Genomic DNA, 20,323 nt, shown 5'->3' on the forward strand with positions numbered 1-20,323 from the left:
GGTTCGGCATTCCCGCGGAGCCCGCCGTGGGCCGGCATCCTCAGGCGAAGGCGGCATCGACCGCGTCCTGCACGGAGCGGACGATGCGCGCCGGGATGCCGTGGCGGCCGCGCACGACCATGCGCAGTGGCGGCGGTCCGGGGAGGCCTGGGACCGGGCGGAGCCCCTCCAGGCCTCTGTCCACGACGGGGAGCAGGATCGCTCCGAGGCCGGAGCGTGCTGCGGACAGTCCGCCGGCGAGGTCGCCGACCTCGACGGCGGTGCGGAATGCCCTGCCGTTCGCCGCCATGAGGTCGAGGACCGCGGGGCGCATCACGCAGGGGGGATCGAACTGGATGAGCGGCACGGGCTCGTTCGGCGGTGCTGTCCACTCCGGGGCGGCGAACCACCCGAGTCGGAGCCGTCTCTGCGCCGGGCTGGGCTCTCCGATCTCGAGCACCACCGCGACATCGAGGCGACCGGCCTCGAGAGCCTCGCTGACGCGTGCGGTGCGGTCCAGGCGGATCCTCACCTCCGTGTCGGGCGCGTCGCGTTTGAGCGTCGAGATGATCTCGGGGAGCATCTGCTCGGCCCCATGCTCGGTGGAGCCGAGCACGAGCGTGCCGGTCTCATCGGGAACCCGCACGGTTCGGAGCACCTCGTCGTGGAGGTCGACGATCCGGCGCGCCTCGGCGAGCAGGGACTCTCCGCGAGGGGTGAAGGCCATGAGGCGGCCGCTGCGTTCGACGAGCGGCGCTCCGACGACCTGCTCCAGGCGCCGCACATGCTGGCTCACGGCCGACTGGCTGAGGTGAAGGGCTGCCGCCGCTCTGTGGAATCCGCCGCACGATGCGATCGCCAGGAAGGAGCGCAGCGGGATGACGTCGAGGGTCTCCATGGTCACACCCTAGTCCGATTGACAAAGCTTATCGATCGCGATCAGTAATCATTGTTGGACGGGCGGGCCTCGCTGTGGGGAGCATCGGAATCATGAAGCTCCGAGCGACCCACATCATCCTCATCGTCGTGCTGTACGGACTCGGCTACCCCCTCGGCGCGATGGCGCTCGGCGAGCTGTCGGCGCCGTGGGTGCTGTCGATCCGATTCGTGCTGGCCGCCGCTCTCCTCGCTGGGGCGGCCGCATTCGGGCGTCGCCGGTGGCCACGTGGTCGGCAGTGGGGGCATGCGATCGTGGTTGGGCTGCTCACACAGGCCGTGCAGTTCGGATGCGCGTACGAGGGGATGCACGAGGGGGTCTCGCCGACGTTGACGGCGCTCGTCATCGCGATGAACCCGCTGGTGACGGCGGTGCTCGCAGCGTCGTGGCTCGGGGAACGGCCGACCAGGCGGGGCGTCGTCGGGCTCGCTCTCGGACTCGTCGCCATCGGGGTCGCGTTCGCGGGGCGGGTCACGGCCACAGGCGTGGACGCGGCGCTGGTCCTGACGCTTCTGGCGCTCCTCGGCATGTCTGCGGGAGGGGTCTACCAGCAGCGTTTCCTCGCGGCCACCGATCCGCTGCCTGCGAGCGCCGTCGGCCAGTTCGTCTCCGCCCTGCCGATGCTGATCTGGGCGGCGATGACGCCGCCCGATCTGGGCGACGCCGGGCTCGCGTTGGCGAGCATGGGCGCGATGATCGTGCTCAGCGCCGCCGTGGGCACCACGGTCTACATGGCGGCGGTGCGGCGGAGCGGCGCCGCCCGGGTGTCGCTGCTCTTCGCGGTGATTCCGTCGGTCGCTGCGCTCTTCGGCTGGCTCCTCCTCGGTCAGGTACCGGGCCAGGGAGTGATCCTGGGTCTCGCGATCGGCGCGATCGCCTGCGCGGTGGGCGGGTCGGGCGACTCACGACGACGGCGGACCGCGACGGAGCAATCTCTCTCCGCGGAGTCGCGGGCGCAGTGACATCCGGCGTCCCTCGCGATTCTCCCGGTCCGATCCGCTGGAGTCCACGGCCCCGGCACTGCGAGACTGACCGCATGGCAATCATCGAGAACTCGAAGCTCACGGTCGTCGGCGCGGGCAGCGTCGGTTCGAGCGTCGCGTACGCGGCCCTGATCCGCGGTTCCGCGCGCCACGTCGCTCTGTACGACATCGCGACCGAGAAGGTCGAGGCCGAGGTGCTCGATCTCGCGCACGGTACGCAGTTCACCGGGTCGAGCGACATCGTCGGCGGCAGCGACATCTCGGTGGCCGCCGGATCGCACGTCGTGGTGATCACGGCGGGGGCCAAGCAGAAGCCGGGGCAGACGCGGATGGAGCTCGCCGACGTGAACGCCGGCATCATCCGCGACATGCTTCCGAAGCTCATCGAGGTGGCGCCGAACGCCGTCTACGTCATCGTGACGAACCCCTGCGACGTGCTGACCGTGATCGCCCAGGAGGCGACAGGGCTTCCGCCGGAGCGGATCTTCTCGTCCGGCACCGTGCTCGACACCTCGCGTCTGCGGTGGAAGCTCGCCGAGCGCGCCGGCGTCTCCACCGGCAGCGTCCACGCGTACATCGTGGGCGAGCACGGCGACACGGAGTTCCCGCTCTGGTCTCACGCGACGATCGGCACGGTGCCCATCCTCGACTGGGAGACTCCGGAGCACCCGCGGCTCACTCTCGACGAGCTGCGCGGGATCGCGGTCGACGTCAGGGATGCCGCGTACAAGGTGATCCAGGGCAAGGGCGCCACGAACTACGCGATCGGGCTCTCCAGCGCGCGGATCGTCGAGGCGATCCTCCGCGACGAGCACGCCGTGATGCCGGTGAGCACGGTGCTCCACGACTTCCAGGGGATCGACGGTGTCGCTCTCTCCGTGCCGTCCATCGTGAGCGCGGCCGGAGCGGTTCCCGTCCGCAACACGACGTTCTCCCCGGAGGAGCTGGAGCTGCTGAGGCTCTCGGCTGGTGCTCTGGCCTCGGCCGTGGACGACCTCCGCGGTTAGGCGTCGCGAGCAGGGCGGATGCGGCGGGGTACGATCGGCGCGGGGCCGCGTCGTCCGACAAGAGATCGTCGTCCCGCCCGTGGCCCGCAGCGAGCATCGGAGGATCATGGCCCGTCGCATCGTCATCAGCGGAGCATCCGGCCTGATCGGATCGGCGCTGGCAGCGTCGCTGCGCGCGGACGGGATCGAGGTGACGACCCTCGTGCGTCGTCCGCCGCGCGCCTCGCACGAGGTGCAGTGGAGCCCGGGAGAGGCGCCCCTCGACCCCGACGTGCTCTCCGGAGCGGAGGCCGTGGTGGCGCTCGGCGGAGCCAGCGTCGGCAGGTTGCCCTGGACACCGCGATACCGCCGCGAGCTCCTTTCGTCGCGCCAGCGCCCGACGGAGACGATCACCGCAGCGCTCCGTGCGCAGGGACCGGACGCTCCCGCCCTCTTGTCGGCCTCCGCGGTGGGGTACTACGGCTCGGCCCCGGGCGCGGTGCTCGACGAGTCCTCACGAGCGGGGAGCACCTTCCTCGCGGAACTGTGCGTGGCGTGGGAGGACGCCGCCCGTCGCGCAGGGGAGGGCTCGCGAGTGGCGCTGCTCCGCACCGCACCGGTGATCCACCCGCGGGGCGTGCTCAAGCCGCTCATCGCGCTCACGAGACTCGGCGTCTCCGGGCCGCTGGGCACGGGCACGCAGATCTGGCCCTGGATCTCCCTCGACGACGAGGTGCGGGCCATCCGGCACACCATCGACGAGGGGCTCGCGGGGCCGGTGAACCTGACCGGACCGACCCCGGCCTCCGCGAACGACATCGGACGCGCGCTCGCCCGCAGGATGCACCGCCCGTTCTGGCTGCCCGCTCCCGCCTGGGCGCTTCGCCTCGCGCTGGGCCCCGCGGCCGATTCCCTCCTCCTCGGCGATGCGGACGTGCGTCCGCTCGCACTCGAGCGCTCGGGCTTCTCGTTCTCCCACGCGACGGCGGAGGATGCCGTGGAGCACGCGGTCTGAGCGTCAGTTCCCGTGCGGGTCGAGGCTGTTGAGGGTCGCGACCACCTGGTCGTAGTCACCCCGCGCCTCGCCGTAGCGAAGGAACTTCACGTTCTCGACCTGGATCTCGGTCGCGTCCGGCTGCGTCTCGATGAGCCCGACGACCTCGGAGACGAAGTCGTCGAGAGGCATCGCGAAGGCGCTGCTCTCCTGGCCGGGCATCAGCGCCGTGCGCACGGACGGCGGCTCGAGCTCGACGATCCGCACTCCGGTGCCGGCGAGCTGCAGGCGCACCGACTCGCTGAGCATGTGGATCGCCGCCTTCGTCGCGTTGTACGTCGGAGTGACGCGCAGGGGCGCGAACGCGAGTCCCGACGACACCGTCATGATCGTGGCGTCCGGCACCGCCCGCAGCTGTTCGATGAATGCGGCGATGAGGCGGATCGGGCCGAGCAGGTTCGTCGTGACGGTCGCCTCGGCGGTTTCGAGGAAGCCCTCCGGCGACGTCCAGTCCTCGACCCGCATGATGCCGGCCATCGTGACGAGCACGTTGAGGTCGGGGTGTGCGGCGATGACCTCCTGGGCGGCGGAGCGGATGCTGTCGGCATCCGTCGTGTCGATCTCGACCGTGTGCAATTCGGGGGTCTCGGCGGCGATCGTCCGGAGCAGGTCGGCCCTGCGACCGCCGATGATCACGGTGTTGCCGCGCTCGCTGAGCGCCCTGGCGAGGGCGAGGCCGATCCCGCTGGTCGCCCCGGGGATAAAGATGGTGTTTCCGCTGATGTTCATGTCCCCAGCCTGCGGTGGTTCCCGCGGGCGAGGCAGAGAGCACTCATCCATGGATCGGCGCTCCCTGGATGCGCACGGCGCAGACGGGGGATACTTCGGGAATGGATCGTGATGCCCTCGCCGACTTCCTGCTGCGACGCAGACAGGAGCTCAAGCCGTCCGACGTCGGCCTGAGCGAGGGGCCCCGACGCCGCACCAGCGGACTGCGCCGCGAGGAGGTCGCGATGCTCGCCGCGATGTCCGCCGACTACTACGCGCGGCTCGAACAGCGCCGCGGCCCTCAGCCCAGCGTGCAGATGCTGTCCTCCCTCTCGCGGGCGCTCCGGCTCACGCCCGACGAACGCGACTACCTCTACCGGGTCAGCGGGCACAGTGCGCCGGATCGCGCCGTGTTCAGCGACTACGTCGCCCCGAGTCTGTTGCGCGTCATCGACCGCCTGAGCGACACCCCCGCCTTCGTCGTGTCCGTCCTCGACGAGGTGCTCGTGCAGAACGACGCCGCGCGTGCCCTGTTCGGCGACGTAAGTGCGCGGAGGGGCATGGAGCGCAGCGGGATCTACCGCTGGTTCGCCACGCCCGAAGAAGAGCGCCGCATTTATCCGGTGCGGGATCACGAGCGTCACGGCCGCACTCTCGCGGCGTCGCTGCGCGCGGCGCACGGCACCTGGGGGCCGACGTCGCGCGCGGGGGAGATCGAACAGGCTCTGCGTGCCGTGAGCCCGGAGTTCGTCGACTACTGGGAGGACCACGAGGTCCGCCGGAGGTTCGAGGATCGGAAGACCGTCGTGCACCGGGATCTCGGCGAGATCGAGGTCGACTGCCAGGCCCTCCTCACGCCCGACGAGTCTCAGGCGCTCATCGTGCTGACCGCGGCGCCGGGCAGCGAGGCGGCGAGCAGACTCGATCTGCTCAGGGTGCTGGGGACGCAGACGATCCGCTCGTCGTGACGGCTGCGCGGCGGCTCTTCGGCAGACGTGGGATCCAGCAGGACACGGCGCTACGGTACTCGTCGAACTCGGCGCCGAAGCGCGCGGAGAGGTCGGCCTCCTCCTGCGGTCTGACGAGGGTGTTCCAGATCAGTGAGCCGCACAGGGCGTAGGCGACGACCATCCAGGAACCGAGGGCGAGGCCGACGGCGACGCCCTGGGCGATGCCCGCCACCGCCATCGGATTGCGCACGTAGCGGTAAGGGCCGGAGATCACGAGATGCCGGGCCATATGCGCGGGCAGCGGTGTGCCCTCGCCCTTGACGAGCATCGAGACCGCCGACCAGATGCCGAGCGCTCCGGTCGCGACGAACAGCACGCCGCCGCCGATCCGCACGGCGACGGAGACGTCGACGGCGAGCATCCACCGGGACTCCAGAGCGGAGATGCCCAGGGGCAGCACGCCGAGGAAGAGCACCCAGAACAGCAGCATCTGACGGAAGATCCGCACGGCGAGTCTGGTGCGGCCCTCATCGTCGGCCGTGCGGAAGGCGAACGGCCCGCTGACGATCCATTCGACGGGAGCTCGGCCGCAGACGATGATGATGCCCGCCGCGATGGACCCCATCGCGGCGAGGGCCATGAGCAGTGCGCCCCATCCCGCCAGCGTCGTCGCCGTCGAGTAGATAGCCATGCCCGCGGCCACCAACGCGGTCCAGGGGACGACGATCCACACCGCCCAGCGGACGCCGCATGCGACGAGCGCCGAGGCGAGGACGAAGAGGGGGATGTCGGCGACGGCGATCACGGCAGCGGGGAGGTCGCCGAGCGTCGCGTGTCGCAGGGAGTCCGTCGTGAAGACCCCTACCCACCAGAGCGCTCCCAGGACCGCCTGAAGACCGAAGTACGCTCGCGCGCTCCCCGGGGCGACGCCGATGCCGGCGATCGTGATGCTGCTGATCTCAGGACTCCTCGTGCGTCCGAGGGTCGGCGCCGAACAGCCGGCCGTCCTGGCGTCCGAGTGCCGTGATCGCCTCGACCTCCGCCGCATCGAGCACCACGGCGCCCGCTGCGAGGTTCGCCGTCTGATGCTCGAGAGACGTCGCCTTGGGGATGGCCACGGTCTCGCGGGCGACATGCCAGGCGAGCACGGTCTGTGCGGCGCTGATGCCGTGGGCCGCGGCGACCTCGACCACGACCGGCTCCGAGAGCAGGGCCGATCCCTTGCCCAACGGGCTCCAGGCCTCGGTGAGGATGCCGTGTTCACGGTGATAGGCGAGCTGCTCGGTCTGCGGGAAGCACGGGTGCACCTCGATCTGGTTCACCACGGGGCGCACACCGGTCTCGCGCTCGATGCGCTCCAGATGCTCGGGGAGGAAGTTCGACACGCCGATCTGCCGCACCACGCCGCGCTGCTGCGCGTCGACCAGGGCCTGCCACGCCTCGACGTACTCGTCCTGGCTCGGGTTGGGCCAGTGGATCAGATGGAGGTCAGTGGTCTCCAGTCCGAGGCGGGAACGGCTCTCCTCGATGCTCGTCCGCGCCTTCGCCGCGGCATGATGACGACCAGGCAGCTTGGTCGTCACGATCACCTCGGAGCGATCGGCGCCGGACGCCGCCGCTCCGCGCCCGACCGCGCCCTCGTTCTCGTAGTTGAACGCGGAGTCGATGAGGCGGTATCCGGCGCCGATCGCCGCGGCGACGGCATCCGATCCGGCATCTCCTCGCAGACCGTAGGTTCCGAGTCCGATGGCCGGCAGCTGGAATCCGTTGTGAGCGGTGAAGCGGTTCATGCCTTCAGCGTACGCTGGGGCCATGGAGGACCAGAGATGCCCGTGCGGATCGGGGGATGTGCTCGGCGGATGCTGCGGCCCCCTGATCGCCGGCTCTCCCGCTCCGACGGCCGAACGACTGATGCGGTCGCGCTACACGGCGTTCTCGCTCGGCGACACCGCGTATCTCCGCGCGTCCTGGCACGGCTCGACGCGACCCCCCGTCGTGGATCTGGAGCCAGGACTGCGCTGGCGACGGCTCCTGATCATCGACCGTGTCGCCGGCGGCCCCTTCGATCGCGAGGGCGTCGTCGAGTTCGAGGCGTTCTGGCAGCAGGGCGATGAGCGCGGATCGCTCCGCGAACGCAGCCGTTTCGTGAGGGAGGGGCGGCGATGGCTGTACCTCGACGGAGAAGTGCAGTGAGAGACGTCGCACGCACCGACTAGATTTGAAGACGTGAACGCCAGCCCGGAACACCAGCGCATCCTGCTCGACGTCGCCGATCTCGATCGGCGCATCTCCCAGGCGGATCGTGCGCGCACGAAGCCGGTGCAGGGGCCGCGCATCACCGAGCTCGTCGCCATCCGTCAGGAGCAGCTGCGGGAGCTGACCACGCTCACCGGAACCCGCGACGATGTGCGCGTCGAGCTGACTCGTCTCGAGTCCGACGTGAAGCTGGTCGAGCAGAGGCGCGCCCGCGACGCCGAGCGTCTCGCCGCCGCGACGAACTCCAAGGAGGCGCAGGCACTCGAGCACGAGCTCGACAGCCTCGCCAGGCGCCAGAGCAACCTCGAAGACGCCGAGCTCGATGTGATGGGTCGTGTCGAGGAGGCGGATGCCGCGGTCGCCGCCCAGCAGGCGCTGCTGGACGCCACGACGGCGGAGGGCTCGGCGCTCACCGCGCAGGCGAAGGCCGACGTGGCGGCGGCCACCGAACTCGGCGAGCAGTTGGCGCGCGATCGTGCCGCGATCACCGAGCAGATCCCCGCGGCCCTGCTGGCTGACTATGCGCGGCGCGCGGCGAACAGCGCGGGCGCCGCCCTTCTCACCCGCGGCACCTGCGAAGGATGCCGCATCCTGCTGCCCGGCACCGACCTCAACGACATCCGCCGTGCCTCGGAGGACGCCGTCGTGTCCTGCCCGGAGTGCGGATGCATCCTGGTGCGCACCGAGGAATCCGGGCTGTGATCTCCGCGCCACGAGCGCGACGGCGGTGACCTCGCGGCGTCCCGTCGAGCGCAGGATCGCCCTGGTGGCGACGGGCTCCGGCCGATACGTCGCGGTCGAGCTCGGCGACGATGACGTCGAGATCAGCAGGCACGAGCTCTCCGCGAGCGAGTTGCCCGGCTGGGTGGCCGCGCGCGAGGACGAGGCGACGCCGAGATGGATCCTCCGCCATGCCAGGGAGATCTATCCGATGCTCCTCGACGCCGGGGTGTTCCTCACCCGCACGCATGACCTGCTGCTGTGCCACGCGATCCTCCGTGACACGGACACGGTGGCGCGTCCGCTGGCGCCGTCTGCGTCCTGGGTGCGCCGCGAACCCTCGGACGACGCTCCTGCGCTGTTCGACGTGATGGAGCAGCACCCCGCAGAGGACCCGGTCGCCGACGCGCTGGACCAGTACCGGGCGCAGCGTCGGGTCATCGCCGACGGCCGCGACGGGCGCCTCCTGCTGCTCTGCGCGGCGGAGTCGGCCGGCGGGCTCATCGCCGAGGAGATGCGCGCGGCAGGACTCCCGTGGAACGAGGACGTCCATCGGGGGATCCTCGCGGACACGCTGGGGACGCGACCCGTCGGGGGTGGTGTCCCGTCGCGCATGCTCGAGCTGGCCGACCGCGTCCGCGCGATCCTCGGCGACACGACGCTGAACCTCGACAGCCAGCCGAAGCTCCTGCGCGCCCTGCACCGCGTGGGGGTGCAGGTCGAGTCGACGAACCGCTGGGAGCTCGCGCAGCACAGCCACGCCGTCGTCGAGCCTCTCCTCGCGTACAAGAAGCTCGCGCGTCTGCTCAGCGCCAACGGGTGGGCGTGGCTCTCCGAGTGGGTCCACGACGGGCGCTTCCGACCGATCTACATCCCCGGCGGCGTCGTCACGGGAAGGTGGGCGTCGGCCGGAGGGGGAGCGCTGCAGCTGCCGCGCATGCTCCGCACGGCGGTGCGCGCCGACGACGGGTGGATGCTCGTCGTCGCGGACGTCGCTCAGCTGGAGCCGCGGATGCTGGCCGCCATGGCCGGCGATCGGGCGATGGCGCGGGCGGCGCAGGGGAGCGACCTCTACGCGGGTGTCGTCGACTCCGGCGCCGTGGGGACGCGCGAGGAGGCGAAGTACGCCGTGCTCGGTGCGATGTACGGCGCGACGACGGGGGACAGCGGGCGACTGGTGCCGAGGCTCCGCAAGGTGTACCCGCGGGCGATGGCGCACGTCGACAAGGCGGCGAGGAAGGGCGAGGACGGCGGGGTCGTCTCGACCTGGCTCGGTCGCTCGTCGCCGCGCCCGTCGGATGAGTGGTCGCGCATGCAGGCCAGAGCGACCGACGCCGACGTCGATCAGACGGAGGTCGCCCTCGCCCGCCGGCGCGCCCGCGACTGGGGCCGTTTCACCCGCAACTTCGTGGTTCAGGGCACGGCTGCCGAGTGGTCGCTGATCTGGCTCGCGGAGATCAGGCATCGGCTGAGGGACTTTCCGGATTCGGATGCGCAGGCGATCGCCTCGGGTCCCTTCGCGCGGCATCCGCATCTGGCGTTCTTCCTGCACGACGAAGTGATCCTGCACGTGCCCGCCGAGCAGGCGGAGGCCGCAGCCGAGGCCGTGCACGAGGCTGCAGCGGTGGCGACCACGCGACTCTTCGGCGGCTTCCCCATCGACGTGCCGCTCGATCTGCGGATCGCCGAATCCGCGGAGAAGTAGTCCCGGTAGACTGGACGGGCGAATGGGTCGACTGGACGGTCGCGTGGCGGGCAACCGCACCGAGGAACGTCCGGGCTCCTCAGGGCAGGACGGTGGGTAACGCCCACCCGGAGCAATCCGCGAGACAGTGCCACAGAGAGCAGACCGCCCCGCAAGGGGTAAGGGTGAAAGGGTGGTGTAAGAGACCACCGGGGGCCGTGGTGACACGGCCCGCCAGGTAAACCTCGTCCGGAGCAAGGTCAGACAGAGGATGTTGACGCGGCTCGCCGAGTCCTCGGGTAGACCGCTAGAGTGCCACGGCAACGTGTCGCCGAGAGAGATGGCCGTCGAAGGGGCGAAGAACCCCGGAACAGAACCCGGCGTACAGGTCGGCCCATTCGCATTTCACCAGCGCTGTCGATACGGGACGCGAGAGGTCAGAGCGGCTCTCCGCAGCTCCTGCAGACGGTGTCGCCGTCCTCGTACATGATGCCGCAGCAGTAGTCGGGATAGTCTTCGGCGCACTCCTCGCACCGGCGACCCTCGTCGAGATCGGCTTCGTCGTACGTCTCCCCGCACTCGATGCAAGTCGATACGTACGCGTCGCCGCTGTCGCCGCTGTCGCCGCTGTCGCCGCTGTCGCCCGCGAACGCTCCGACGATGGTCATCACCGGTTTGGCCAGCGCCGCCACGGTCGCGACCGTCACCACCGCGGGCAAGATCCATCGCTTCCACCCGGTCCGCTGGACCCCGACATCCGCATCATCTCTCTCCTGCTGTGCGAGCATCTCGATGATCTGATCAAGTGGGGAGCGCTCCGTCATGGGACCGATGATAACGGCGGGCCCAGCCCAGCGCTCGACCCTAGGTGATCGGAGATTGGCTGATCGGGTGAGCAACAGTGTCGACGGAAAGGAACTGCCAACGACGAAGGCCCCACTGGATCCAGCGGGGCCTTCGTGTGTCGTGTGGGTCGCGGACTCAGTCGCCGGCGAGGGATGCCGCGCCGATGATGCCGGAGTTGTTGCGGTGGATCGCCGGGACGATCGGCGTCTTCAGCTCGAGCAGCGGGAGGAAGTCGCCGGCGTTCTTGGAGACGCCGCCGCCGACCACGAACAGGTCGGGGCTGAACAGGAACTCGATGTGCGAGTAGAAGGCCTGCAGCCGCTCCGCCCACTCGGACCAGCTCAGTCCTTCGCGCTCGCGTGCGGAGGTGGCGGCCCACTTCTCGACGGAGTCGTAGGTGCCGAAGTTCAGGTGTCCGAGTTCGGAGTTGGGGACGAGCACGCCGTCGTACAGGAACGCCGACCCGATGCCCGTGCCGAGGGTCGTGAGGAGCGTGAGGCCCTGGACGTCTCTGGCGGCGCCGTGGCGCGCTTCAGCGACGCCCGCGGCATCCGCGTCGTTCACGAACACGATGTTGCGACCGAGTCCGTCGCGGAAGAAGCGCTCGGCGTCGAAGTCGAGCCACTCCTTGGAGACGTTCGCCGCCGAGAGTGTCTTTCCGCGCTTGACGATGGCGGGGAAGGCCACGCCGAGCGGAAGGGTCGACTCGTGCACGTCGAGCGTCTTCAGGACCGTCTGCACGGCGACGAGGACGTCCTGCGGGGATGCGCCCTCGGGCGTGGGCACACGCACCCGGTCGGAAGCCATGGTTCCGTGTGAGAGGTCGACGAGTCCTGCCTTGATACCCGTGCCGCCGATATCGACGCCGATCGCTTTAGCCATGGTCGATAGCTTAGCGACCGGTGCCGTCGCCAGTAGGATCGATGACACCACGTGAAGAAGGGGATCGGCCATGACCAACGGCGATGAGAAGTACTGGTACAACCTGGAGACCGGTCAGGTCGAGTTCGGCATGATCTCGCCGTCCGCCGACCGCGTCGGACCGTTCGACACCGAGGCCGAGGCTGCGAACGCACCGGAGAAGCTCAAGGAGCGCTCGCGCGCCTGGGCCGAAGAGGAAGCCGCCGAGAACGGCTGGGACGCCGGCTCCGGCAAGGTCGCAGAGTAGCGATGGACAAGCAGCGGGATTTCGTCCTCCGGACGATCGAGGAACGCGGCGTCAAGTTCGTCAGGCTGTGGTTCACCGACGTGATCGGCACCCTGAAGTCCGTCGCGATCGCCCCGGCCGAGGTCGAGGGCGCCTTCGCCGAGGGAATCGGCTTCGACGGCTCGGCGATCGAGGGCCTCACCCGCAGCTATGAGTCGGATCTGCTCGCGCAGCCCGACCCGACGACCTTCCAGACCCTGCCGTGGCGCGGAGAGATCGACCCGACCGCGCGCATGTTCTGCGACATCACCACGCCGGACGGACGCCCCGCTGTGTCCGACCCCCGGCACGTGCTCAAGCGCACCCTCGCGAAGGCGGCGGACGCCGGATTCACGTTCTACACGCATCCGGAGATCGAGTTCTACCTTCTGAAGTCCTCGTCCTTCGGCCCGGATGGACCCGTTCCCGTCGACTCCGCCGGATACTTCGACAACGTGCCGGGCGGCACCGCGCACGACTTCCGTCGCCGTTCGGTGCGGATGCTGGAGGACCTCGGCATCTCGGTCGAGTTCAGCCACCACGAGGGCGGCCCCGGCCAGAACGAGATCGATCTGCGATACGCGGATGCGCTGACGATGGCCGACAACGTGATGACCTTCCGCACAGTCATCAAGGAGGTGGCCATCGAGCAGGGCGTCTACGCGACGTTCATGCCGAAGCCCCTCAGCGGCCAGCCCGGCAGCGGCATGCACACGCACATGTCGCTCTTCGAGGGCGAGCGCAACGCGTTCTACGAGGAGGGCGCGAAGTACCAGCTCTCCAAGACGGGACGCCACTTCATCGCCGGACTCCTCAAGCACGCCAACGAGATCGCTGCCGTCACGAACCAGTTCGTCAACTCGTACAAGCGGCTGTGGGGCGGAGACGAGGCTCCGAGCTTCGTGACCTGGGGCCACAACAACCGCTCCGCGCTCGTGCGCGTGCCGATGTACAAGCCGAACAAGGGCGGTTCCACCCGTGTGGAGTACCGCGCCCTCGACTCGGCGGCCAACCCGTACCTGGCGTACGCGCTCATGCTCGCCGCGGGCCTCAAGGGCATCGAGGAGGGCTACGAGCTGCCGCCAGAGGCCGAGGACAACGTGTGGTCCCTCAGCGACGCCGAGCGCCGTGCACTGGGCTACTCGGCCCTTCCCGCGAGCCTCGACCACGCTCTGGAGCACATGGAGAACTCCGAGCTCGTCGCCGAGACCCTGGGGGAGTCCGTCTTCAATTACGTGCTGCTGAACAAGCGCAAGGAGTGGGAGTCCTACCGCGGCCAGGTCACTCCGCTGGAGCTGAAGAACAACCTCGAGCTCCTCTGAGTCGCGCATGGCCCGTTCGGACGATTCCGTCTCGCTCTCCGCGCTGGCCAGGCTGGGCTTCGCCGAGCTCAGTGAGGCCGCGGCATCCCTCGCCGAGCTGTCGACCCTTCTCGGCATCGAGAGGGCGGAGCTGCTCGACGGAGCGGATGCCGCTGATCCCGACGCCGCCGTGCAGGGGATGCTCCATGTGGCCTGGCGCGACACCGTCGAACTGCGGGCGCTGCTGGGCGCACCGGAGACGCGACGCCGTGCGTGGCAGGTGTTCGGGGCGTCTCAGGGCTTCGCCGACTTCTTCCGACGACACCCCGAGCAGCTCGACGTGCTGCGGACGCCGGTGCACGCGCTGCCCTCGGCGTCCGACCTCCGTGGGCTGCTTCTCGACGCCGTCGGCGCCGAGGACGGGTTCGCGGCATCCGGAGACGACGCCGCGCTCGGGACTCTGCGCGTCGCGTACCGCCGCCACCTCGTTGCGATCGCGGCCTACGACCTCGGCCACCCCCGTCCCGTCGAGATCGTCGGAGACGTGGCAGCGGCTCTTGCCGACATCGCGGGGGCCGCTCTCGAGGCGTCACTCGCCATCGCGCGCACCCGGCTCGGAGCGACGTTGCGCACCGAGGACGTGGCGGCGACGCGACTGGCGATCATCGGCATGGGCAAGGCCGGAGCTCGCGAGCTGAACTACGTCAGCGACGTGGATGTGATCTTCGTCGGCGGCACGAAGGACGAGGATCTCGTCCCGGAGGCCAGGGCGATCGACATCGCGACGCGTCTCGCGCGCGAGACCATGCGAGGCCTCAGCGGGATCGAGGTCGAGCCCCCGCTCTGGGAGGTCGACGCGGCGCTCCGTCCCGAGGGCAAGCAGGGCGCGCTCGTGCGCTCCCTCGCCTCGCACCTGGCGTACTACGACCGATGGGCCAAGAGCTGGGAGTTCCAGGCACTGCTGAAGGCGCGTCCCCTTGCCGGCGACGCCGAGTTGGGCGCCGCGTACATCGAGGCCGTGCAGCCCAAGATCTGGTCGAGCGCGGCGCGGGAGAACTTCGTCGACAGTGTTCAGCGCATGCGCGAGCGCGTGATGGAGCACATCGATCCGGAGGATGCGCCGTATCAGCTCAAGCTCGGAGCCGGAGGCCTCCGAGACATCGAGTTCACCGTGCAGCTGCTGCAGCTGGTGCACGGGCTCACCGATCCACGCATCCGCACGCGCGGCACGCTGGAGAGCATCGACGCACTGGTCGAGGGCGGCTACATCGGTCGAGCGGAGGCCGCGACGTTCGCCGATGACTACCGCGTGCTGCGGCTGATGGAGCACCGCCTGCAGCTGAGGGAGCTCAGCCGGACCCATCTGATGCCCCGCACTCCCGCGGGGCTGCGCGTGCTCGCCCGCAGCACCGGCCTCGCGGAGTCCGGAGACGGCGTGTGGGCGCGATGGGAGAGCGTTCGTCGCGAGGTGCGCGAGATCCACATCCGCCTCTTCTACCGCCCTCTGCTCTCCGCCGTCGCCGCCCTGCCGGAGGAGGAGCGCACGCTCTCGACGGCGCAGGCGCACGACCGCCTCGCCGCCATCGGCTTCCGCGACCCCGCCGGCGCGCTCCGCCACATCGGCGCGCTCACGACCGGCCTCAGCCGCAAGGCGACGATCCAGCGGCACCTCATGCCGATCATGGTGCGGTGGTTCGCCGACGGCAGCGACCCCGACTACGCCCTGATCGCCTTCCGCCGGATCAGCGAGCGGCTCGGCGACACCCCCTGGTTCCTGCGGATGCTGCGCGACTCGTCCGGCGCTGCCGAGAGCCTCACGCGTCTGCTCTCCTCGTCGCGGTACGTGGGCGAGCTCATGGAGTGGATCCCCGAGTCCGTCGCCTGGCTGGACAGCACGGAGCTGCTGCGACCGCGCAGCGGGGCCGCGCTCGACGAGGAGGCCAGGGCGATCCAGACCCGTCACGAGAGCGTCGTCGATGCGCTGCGCGCCGTGCGGGCTCTGCGCCGCAGAGAACTGCTCCGAACAGCGATGGGGGCCGTGCTCGACGTCCTCACGATCGAGGAGGTCGCGACCTCCCTCACGGAGATCACCGACGCCGCCATCCAGGCTGCCCTCAGGGCGGTGCAGCGCGAGATCGTCCCCGAGGAGGACGCGGCGCTCGACTTCGCCGTGATCGGCATGGGGCGTTTCGGCGGCGCGGAGCTCGGCTTCGGATCGGATGCCGACATCCTCTACGTGTACGACGCGAACGGCATCGACTCCGAACGCGCGCAGAAACTCTCCACGCAGATCGTCGCCGGTCTCCGTGAGCACCTGACGGATCACCGGGTGCCGCTGGACCTCGACGCGGACCTTCGCCCTGAGGGGCGCAACGGCCCTGTGGTGCGCTCGATCGAGGCCTACGCCGAGTACTACCGGCGATGGTCGCTCTCGTGGGAGGCCCAGGCCCTGCTCCGGGCGCGCGGCGTCGCGGGGAGCGCCAAGCTGATCGCGAAGTTCACGAACCTCGCCGACAGCATCCGGTACCCGGAGGCGATCGACCTGCAGGGCACGCGTGAGATCAAGCGCATCAAGGCGCGGGTGGAGGGGGAGCGGCTGCCGCAGGGCGTCGACCCGCGGCGCCACCTCAAGCTCGGTCCTGGGACGCTCAGCGACGTCGAGTGGCTCGTGCAGCTGCTGCAGCTGCAGCATGCGCACGCCGTGCCCGCTCTGCGCACCACGTCGACCATCGCCGCGCTGGATGCGGCGGTGGATGCGGAGCTCGTGCCCGCGGCGTCAGCCGACCTGCTGCGCGCCGCGTGGCGCCTGTCCAGTCGGCTGCGTTCGGCGATCACCCTGTACACCGGGCAGACGAGCGACGTGCTGCCCGTCGAGCCGCGTCAGCTGGACGCACTGGGGATCCTGCTCGGCTATCCGGAGAGATCGGCCTCCGTGCTCGAAGACGACTATCTCGGCGTCACCCGACGGGCGAGGAAGGCCTTCGAGGCGCTCTTCTACGGGTGAGTCCGGTTTGCTATCCGGGCTCCACTCGCGCAGGCTGGCCCCATGACGATCTCGAAGCTCGGTGTGATCTGGAATCCCTCGAAGATCGATGAGGAGCGGCTGCGCGCCGCGGTCTCGGAGACCATCACTGCGGAGGTTGTGTGGTGGGAGACGAGCGAGGACGACCCGGGGCGCGGTATGGCGTCCTCCGCGATCGACGAGGGCTGCGACGTCGTCGTCGCGGTCGGCGGCGACGGTACGGTCCGAGCGGTCGCAGAGGTGCTCGCAGGCACCGAGGTGGCGCTGGGCATCGTCCCGCAGGGCACGGGGAATCTGCTCGCGCGGAACCTCGGTGTGCCGCTCGACGACATCTCCGCGGCGCTCGAGCGCGTGCAGGACGGCGAGCCCCGCAGCATCGACATCGGCTGGGTCGAGTTCGAGGGGGAGAAGCGCGCCTTCACCGTCATGGTCGGCTTCGGCGTCGATGCGCAGATGCTCGTGGAGACGAACGACGATCTGAAGGACCGTGCGGGCTGGCTCGCCTACGTCGAGGCCATGGGGCGGGCGCTGGCGGGCACGGAGATGACGGACATCACCCTCACGCTGGACGAGGGCGACGCCCAGGAGGTCCGTGGGCACACCATGATCATCGGCAACTGCGGCATGCTGCAGGGCGGCATCCGTCTGCTCCCGGATGCCGTGCTCGACGACGGTCAGCTGGATCTGCTGCTCGTGAGCGCCGACGGGGCGCTGCAGTGGCTCGACACCGTGAGGTCGGTCGTGTGGGACAACGGCATCCGGCGTCTCTTCGGCGGGGGCACAGAGGCGGTCAGCACGGAGTCGACTCGCCACGTGGCTGCGCAGACGATCTCGGTGACCCTGGATTCCCCTCAGCAGTTCGAGGTGGACGGCGAGGAGGTCGGCGAGGTCGCGTCCTTCGTCGCGACCGTGCAGCCGGGCGCTCTCATCGTGCGCTGACGGCTGGCGGCGTGGTCTTCCCGTCCTGAGCGGGGAAGAGCACCTTCTGGACGATGATGATGATGCTCGCCGCGACCGGGATCGCCACGAGGGCGCCGGCGATCCCGCCGAGGGCGCCGCCGGCGACCGCGGCGATCACGACCAGCGAGCCGGGGACGGCGACCGCCTTGCTCATGATGCGCGGGGAGAGGACATATGCCTCGATCTGCATGTAGATGAGGTAGTAGATGAAGGCGATGAGGGCCGTGACCGGGCTCACGACGAGGCAGATCAGCGAGTTGACGATGGACGCCGACAGTGTTCCGACGAGCGGGATCATCGATCCGATGAACGCGATCAGGGCCAGCAGGGCCGGCACCGGGGCGCCGATGATCGAGAGCACGATGAGGCTGAGGACGCCGTTCACCAGGGCGAGGCTCACCTGGCCGATGACGTAGCGGCCGACGGCGCCGGAGACGTCCTCGACGAGGCTGCTGAAGGTGTCGCGCTGGTAGGCGGGCACGAAGCGGGCGGCGACCTTCTTCATGCTGCGCAGGGAGGCCATGAAGTAAAGGGTCAGGATCAGCACGATCGTGACGCCGGTGAAGCCGCCGGCGATGCCGGTGCCCACGGCGAGCACGCCGCCGCCGATGTTGAGGAGGTTGCTGGGGTCCTTCACGAACTTGAGGACGGCGTCGGTCGCGTCCTGGAAGTTCGCTCCGAACTGGGCGGTGAGGTCCTTGTACCAGCCGGCGTGCTGGATGTCGCTCACCATCTTCGGACCGTTCTCGATCAGGTTGCTGATCTGGTCGACGAGGATCGGGACGATCGCCAGGATGATCCCCGCGAAGAGCAGCAACACGATCGCGACGACGATCGCGACGGCGCCTGGGCGCGGAATGGAGAACCGTTTCTCGAGGAAGGTCACGATCGGATCGAGGCCGAGCGCGAGGAACACGGCGAACCCGATGTAGACGAGCACCGTTCCGAGCTGGGTGACGATGCCGCCCAGGGTCAGCGCGACGAGAACGCCGAGGGCCCCGAACAGGCCGAACACGAACGGGTTGATGCGCGAGATCGCGGCGGCGGCCGTCGTCGGCTGCGGCTGAGGGCGGGTGCCCTGGTACGGCTGCGCCGTGTTCGTCGTCTCAGGCGTGGTGATCGGTCGACGGCGTCGCATCGTGCCCCCAGTTGTCGGTTCGGAACTGTCAGTTGAGCAGGCGCGCGCTCCGGAGTCAAGCCGGTTGCGCGGCGTCCGCCGCGAAGTGTCCGAGCCGCGTGGGAGAGTCTGAGCATGACCGCACTGCTGCTTCGTCCCTGGTCCGCGGAAGACCTCCCCCTCCTGACGCAGGCGAACACTCCGACGATGACGGCCCACCTCAACGGACCGGAGAGCGAGCAGGAGCTCATCGACCGGCACGCCCGCTACCTGCGGCTGGGGGAGTCGGGAGAGGCGCGGATGTTCGTCATCGAGGACGACGGAGTGCCGCTCGGGTCGATCGGCTGGTGGAACGTCGACTGGCGGGGCTCAGCGGCCCTGGAGACGGGATGGTTCGTCCTCCCCGAGGCGCAGGGACGCGGGGCGGCATCGGAGGCTCTCGCGCTGCTCGTGGTCGATGCGCGCGAGCACCGCGCCGGGCGTCGGTTCCTCACCGCGTTCCCCGGCGCCGAGAACGCCGCGTCGAACGGCGTCTGCCGGCGCAACGGCTTCGCCCTCGTGGGGACCATCACCGAGACCTTCCGGGGCGGCGAGCTCGTCATGAACGAATGGATGCTGGACCTGGGCGCCGTCGACGACTAGCCGTTGATCATTCGACGAGCTCGAGAGGCCGTCATCACAGCTCGTTCAACCGCTGCCGTGATGCGGACAGTACCTCCGCTGCGCTCACGACGTCGGACGTCGCCGTATCCAGGAGCGCCTGAGCGGCCGAGGCATCCGCCGTCGCCCTGATGAGTCGATCGCGCATCCGTGCGAGCTCCGTCTCGAGCTCCTCGATCTGCGCGGGCAGCCGAGCGGTCAGAGCCTCGGCGTCCCTCACCGACCTCTGCGCTGCGTGCTGCTGCTGTTCGGCGTGAGCAAGAGCCTTCTCCGCGTCGTTGACCGCACGTTCCGCATCCCTCCGCATCCGTCGCGCTCGCACCTCGTCGAGAGGAGGGACGGGTGCGGGCGCGGTATCCGACACTCCGCCCGCGACGACCGACTCCAGATCCACCGGGGCGGAGGGTTCGAGTTCTCGGATCAGCCGACCGGAGGCGACGGCCGCCGCCGCATCCGGATCGAAGAACGCCGCGGTGAGCGTCTGCCGCACCGCTTCGGAGGTGGCCGGCGTGATGCGTTCGCCCCGCGCCGACGCCAGTGAGGTCGCCTCCGCAGCCAGGCGCTGAGTGAGTGCGCGGCGTTCACGGCCGAGAGTCGCCAGCGTCGCCGCGTCGAGGTCGGCCTGGGCGTCGCGGAGCTCCTGCGCCAACTGCAGAGCCTCACCGAGCTGGGAGGGGCGCTCGCGGGCGAACAGGTTCACGACCCACGCCGACACCGACGGCTTCTTGAGCGCGCGGATCCGATCGCCCGCGTCGCGATCGGCGGCCGCTGCCGCGAGCGCGTTCCGCGTCGCGACGAACGCGGCGGGTGGACCGGAGTACAGCGCGGCCGCCATCTCTGCGAAGTCGCGTGACGTCATCGGACGACGGGCGCGACGATCGGCGCGGTGTGGAGGGCATGGGCGGACATCGATCGAGAGTACCGAGGAAACATGGGCGCCGTCAGCCCTGTTCTTCGGGACCCGGGCACAGACG

The 20,323-nt window shown here is 69.8% G+C and carries 20 protein-coding genes and 1 other RNA gene; 13 read left to right on the forward strand and 8 right to left on the reverse strand.

Annotated features, from left to right (window positions below; all coding sequences use genetic code 11):
• Positions 1-40: 40 nt before the first annotated feature.
• A complete protein-coding gene (locus tag ACFVRO_RS10945) occupies positions 41-877 on the reverse strand; it encodes a LysR family transcriptional regulator (protein WP_386952153.1) in 837 nt (278 codons plus the stop codon).
• 92 nt (positions 878-969) lie between these two features.
• Here ACFVRO_RS10945 and ACFVRO_RS10950 point away from each other — a divergent pair, with 92 nt between their 5' ends.
• The 3 genes from ACFVRO_RS10950 (at position 970) to ACFVRO_RS10960 (ending at position 3,900) form a co-directional block, all read left to right on the forward strand.
• Positions 970-1,878, forward strand: coding sequence for a DMT family transporter (locus tag ACFVRO_RS10950; protein ID WP_386952156.1), 909 nt, complete (start codon positions 970-972; stop codon positions 1,876-1,878).
• A gap of 74 nt (positions 1,879-1,952) precedes the next feature.
• Positions 1,953-2,906, forward strand: coding sequence for an L-lactate dehydrogenase (locus tag ACFVRO_RS10955; protein WP_386952158.1), 954 nt, complete (start codon positions 1,953-1,955; stop codon positions 2,904-2,906).
• A 106-nt stretch (positions 2,907-3,012) separates the two neighbouring features.
• Positions 3,013-3,900 carry a TIGR01777 family oxidoreductase gene (locus ACFVRO_RS10960; RefSeq protein WP_386952161.1) on the forward strand — a complete coding sequence of 296 codons (888 nt, stop codon included), beginning with the start codon at positions 3,013-3,015 and terminating at the stop codon, positions 3,898-3,900.
• Positions 3,901-3,903: 3 nt separating this feature from the next.
• Here ACFVRO_RS10960 and ACFVRO_RS10965 read toward each other — a convergent pair whose 3' ends face one another.
• Positions 3,904-4,668 (reverse strand): SDR family oxidoreductase, encoded by a 765-nt coding sequence (locus ACFVRO_RS10965; protein WP_386952164.1) that lies wholly within the window; start codon positions 4,666-4,668, stop codon positions 3,904-3,906.
• A 101-nt stretch (positions 4,669-4,769) separates the two neighbouring features.
• Here ACFVRO_RS10965 and ACFVRO_RS10970 point away from each other — a divergent pair, with 101 nt between their 5' ends.
• The gene (locus ACFVRO_RS10970; RefSeq protein ID WP_386952167.1) at positions 4,770-5,615 is read left to right on the forward strand and encodes a helix-turn-helix transcriptional regulator; all 846 of its coding nucleotides are present in this window, start codon (positions 4,770-4,772) and stop codon (positions 5,613-5,615) included.
• Here the strand turns inward: ACFVRO_RS10970 and ACFVRO_RS10975 are convergent.
• Together ACFVRO_RS10975 and ACFVRO_RS10980 are read right to left on the reverse strand one after the other, a co-directional pair.
• Complete coding sequence (locus tag ACFVRO_RS10975) at positions 5,578-6,645, reverse strand: methyltransferase family protein (protein WP_386952169.1); 1,068 nt, start codon at positions 6,643-6,645, stop codon at positions 5,578-5,580. The two genes, ACFVRO_RS10970 and ACFVRO_RS10975, sit on opposite strands and share 38 nt — an antisense overlap.
• The gene (locus ACFVRO_RS10980; RefSeq protein WP_386952172.1) at positions 6,557-7,387 is read right to left on the reverse strand and encodes an aldo/keto reductase; all 831 of its coding nucleotides are present in this window, start codon (positions 7,385-7,387) and stop codon (positions 6,557-6,559) included. Before ACFVRO_RS10980 ends, ACFVRO_RS10975 begins: the two co-directional genes overlap by 89 nt.
• 22 nt (positions 7,388-7,409) lie before the next feature.
• Between ACFVRO_RS10980 and ACFVRO_RS10985 the strand changes: the two genes are divergently transcribed.
• The 4 genes from ACFVRO_RS10985 to rnpB all read left to right on the forward strand — a co-directional run bounded on the left by ACFVRO_RS10985 (position 7,410) and on the right by rnpB (position 10,658).
• Positions 7,410-7,790, forward strand: coding sequence for a YchJ family protein (locus ACFVRO_RS10985; protein WP_386952174.1), 381 nt, complete (start codon positions 7,410-7,412; stop codon positions 7,788-7,790).
• Positions 7,791-7,823: 33 nt separating this feature from the next.
• The gene (locus tag ACFVRO_RS10990; RefSeq protein ID WP_386952177.1) at positions 7,824-8,555 is read left to right on the forward strand and encodes a zinc ribbon domain-containing protein; all 732 of its coding nucleotides are present in this window, start codon (positions 7,824-7,826) and stop codon (positions 8,553-8,555) included.
• Positions 8,556-8,580: 25 nt separating this feature from the next.
• Entirely contained in the window at positions 8,581-10,278 is a 1,698-nt protein-coding gene (locus ACFVRO_RS10995; RefSeq protein WP_386952179.1) for a bifunctional 3'-5' exonuclease/DNA polymerase, read from the forward strand.
• A gap of 23 nt (positions 10,279-10,301) precedes the next feature.
• Positions 10,302-10,658, forward strand: an RNA gene (gene rnpB / locus ACFVRO_RS11000) — RNase P RNA component class A.
• A 36-nt stretch (positions 10,659-10,694) separates the two neighbouring features.
• Here the strand turns inward: rnpB and ACFVRO_RS11005 are convergent.
• Both ACFVRO_RS11005 and ppgK read right to left on the reverse strand, forming a co-directional pair.
• On the reverse strand, positions 10,695-11,081 hold the full coding sequence (locus ACFVRO_RS11005; protein ID WP_386952182.1) for a hypothetical protein: 387 nt from the start codon (positions 11,079-11,081) through the stop codon (positions 10,695-10,697).
• 157 nt (positions 11,082-11,238) lie between these two features.
• Positions 11,239-11,985 (reverse strand): polyphosphate--glucose phosphotransferase, encoded by a 747-nt coding sequence (gene ppgK / locus ACFVRO_RS11010; RefSeq protein ID WP_105673037.1) that lies wholly within the window; start codon positions 11,983-11,985, stop codon positions 11,239-11,241.
• 70 nt (positions 11,986-12,055) lie between these two features.
• On the opposite strand from ppgK, the gene ACFVRO_RS11015 reads away from it, so the two are divergent.
• From ACFVRO_RS11015 to ACFVRO_RS11030, 4 genes are read left to right on the forward strand one after another with little or no spacing between them, the layout of a single operon-like run.
• Positions 12,056-12,271, forward strand: coding sequence for an SPOR domain-containing protein (locus ACFVRO_RS11015; protein WP_341942050.1), 216 nt, complete (start codon positions 12,056-12,058; stop codon positions 12,269-12,271).
• A gap of 2 nt (positions 12,272-12,273) precedes the next feature.
• On the forward strand, positions 12,274-13,611 hold the full coding sequence (glnA, locus tag ACFVRO_RS11020; protein WP_386952185.1) for a type I glutamate--ammonia ligase: 1,338 nt from the start codon (positions 12,274-12,276) through the stop codon (positions 13,609-13,611).
• A gap of 7 nt (positions 13,612-13,618) precedes the next feature.
• The gene (locus ACFVRO_RS11025; RefSeq protein ID WP_386952187.1) at positions 13,619-16,594 is read left to right on the forward strand and encodes a bifunctional [glutamine synthetase] adenylyltransferase/[glutamine synthetase]-adenylyl-L-tyrosine phosphorylase; all 2,976 of its coding nucleotides are present in this window, start codon (positions 13,619-13,621) and stop codon (positions 16,592-16,594) included.
• A gap of 42 nt (positions 16,595-16,636) precedes the next feature.
• Positions 16,637-17,551, forward strand: a complete 915-nt coding sequence (locus ACFVRO_RS11030; RefSeq protein ID WP_386952190.1) for a diacylglycerol/lipid kinase family protein — start codon at positions 16,637-16,639, stop codon at positions 17,549-17,551.
• On the opposite strand, the gene ACFVRO_RS11035 is transcribed toward ACFVRO_RS11030, so the two are convergent.
• Entirely contained in the window at positions 17,538-18,710 is a 1,173-nt protein-coding gene (locus ACFVRO_RS11035) for an AI-2E family transporter (RefSeq protein ID WP_105673042.1), read from the reverse strand. The two genes, ACFVRO_RS11030 and ACFVRO_RS11035, sit on opposite strands and share 14 nt — an antisense overlap.
• A 114-nt stretch (positions 18,711-18,824) precedes the next feature.
• Here ACFVRO_RS11035 and ACFVRO_RS11040 point away from each other — a divergent pair, with 114 nt between their 5' ends.
• The gene (locus ACFVRO_RS11040) at positions 18,825-19,331 is read left to right on the forward strand and encodes a GNAT family N-acetyltransferase (protein WP_386952192.1); all 507 of its coding nucleotides are present in this window, start codon (positions 18,825-18,827) and stop codon (positions 19,329-19,331) included.
• A 34-nt stretch (positions 19,332-19,365) separates the two neighbouring features.
• Here the strand turns inward: ACFVRO_RS11040 and ACFVRO_RS11045 are convergent, their stop codons facing one another.
• Positions 19,366-20,208, reverse strand: coding sequence for a transposase (locus ACFVRO_RS11045; RefSeq protein WP_386952195.1), 843 nt, complete (start codon positions 20,206-20,208; stop codon positions 19,366-19,368).
• Between the last annotated feature and the right edge of the window lie 115 nt (positions 20,209-20,323).

The organism is Microbacterium sp. NPDC057944 (assembly GCF_042887445.1).
Lineage (GTDB): Bacteria > Actinomycetota > Actinomycetes > Actinomycetales > Microbacteriaceae > Microbacterium > Microbacterium natoriense.

Coding starts and splice junctions, on each gene's coding strand:
- ACFVRO_RS11040 (WP_386952192.1), top strand. CDS start 18,825: ATGACCGCACTGCTGCTTCGTCCCTGGTCCGCGGAAGACCTCCCCCTC.
- ACFVRO_RS10950 (WP_386952156.1), top strand. CDS start 970: ATGAAGCTCCGAGCGACCCACATCATCCTCATCGTCGTGCTGTACGGA.
- ACFVRO_RS10980 (WP_386952172.1), bottom strand. CDS start 7,387: ATGAACCGCTTCACCGCTCACAACGGATTCCAGCTGCCGGCCATCGGA.
- ACFVRO_RS11015 (WP_341942050.1), top strand. CDS start 12,056: ATGACCAACGGCGATGAGAAGTACTGGTACAACCTGGAGACCGGTCAG.
- ACFVRO_RS11045 (WP_386952195.1), bottom strand. CDS start 20,208: ATGACGTCACGCGACTTCGCAGAGATGGCGGCCGCGCTGTACTCCGGT.
- glnA (WP_386952185.1), top strand. CDS start 12,274: ATGGACAAGCAGCGGGATTTCGTCCTCCGGACGATCGAGGAACGCGGC.
- ACFVRO_RS10975 (WP_386952169.1), bottom strand. CDS start 6,645: ATGCGGCGGAGGTCGAGGCGATCACGGCACTCGGACGCCAGGACGGCC.
- ACFVRO_RS11035 (WP_105673042.1), bottom strand. CDS start 18,710: ATGCGACGCCGTCGACCGATCACCACGCCTGAGACGACGAACACGGCG.
- ACFVRO_RS11025 (WP_386952187.1), top strand. CDS start 13,619: ATGGCCCGTTCGGACGATTCCGTCTCGCTCTCCGCGCTGGCCAGGCTG.
- ACFVRO_RS10965 (WP_386952164.1), bottom strand. CDS start 4,668: ATGAACATCAGCGGAAACACCATCTTTATCCCCGGGGCGACCAGCGGG.
- ACFVRO_RS10945 (WP_386952153.1), bottom strand. CDS start 877: ATGGAGACCCTCGACGTCATCCCGCTGCGCTCCTTCCTGGCGATCGCA.
- ppgK (WP_105673037.1), bottom strand. CDS start 11,985: ATGGCTAAAGCGATCGGCGTCGATATCGGCGGCACGGGTATCAAGGCA.
- ACFVRO_RS11030 (WP_386952190.1), top strand. CDS start 16,637: ATGACGATCTCGAAGCTCGGTGTGATCTGGAATCCCTCGAAGATCGAT.
- ACFVRO_RS11005 (WP_386952182.1), bottom strand. CDS start 11,081: ATGACGGAGCGCTCCCCACTTGATCAGATCATCGAGATGCTCGCACAG.
- ACFVRO_RS10970 (WP_386952167.1), top strand. CDS start 4,770: ATGGATCGTGATGCCCTCGCCGACTTCCTGCTGCGACGCAGACAGGAG.
- ACFVRO_RS10960 (WP_386952161.1), top strand. CDS start 3,013: ATGGCCCGTCGCATCGTCATCAGCGGAGCATCCGGCCTGATCGGATCG.
- ACFVRO_RS10955 (WP_386952158.1), top strand. CDS start 1,953: ATGGCAATCATCGAGAACTCGAAGCTCACGGTCGTCGGCGCGGGCAGC.
- ACFVRO_RS10985 (WP_386952174.1), top strand. CDS start 7,410: ATGGAGGACCAGAGATGCCCGTGCGGATCGGGGGATGTGCTCGGCGGA.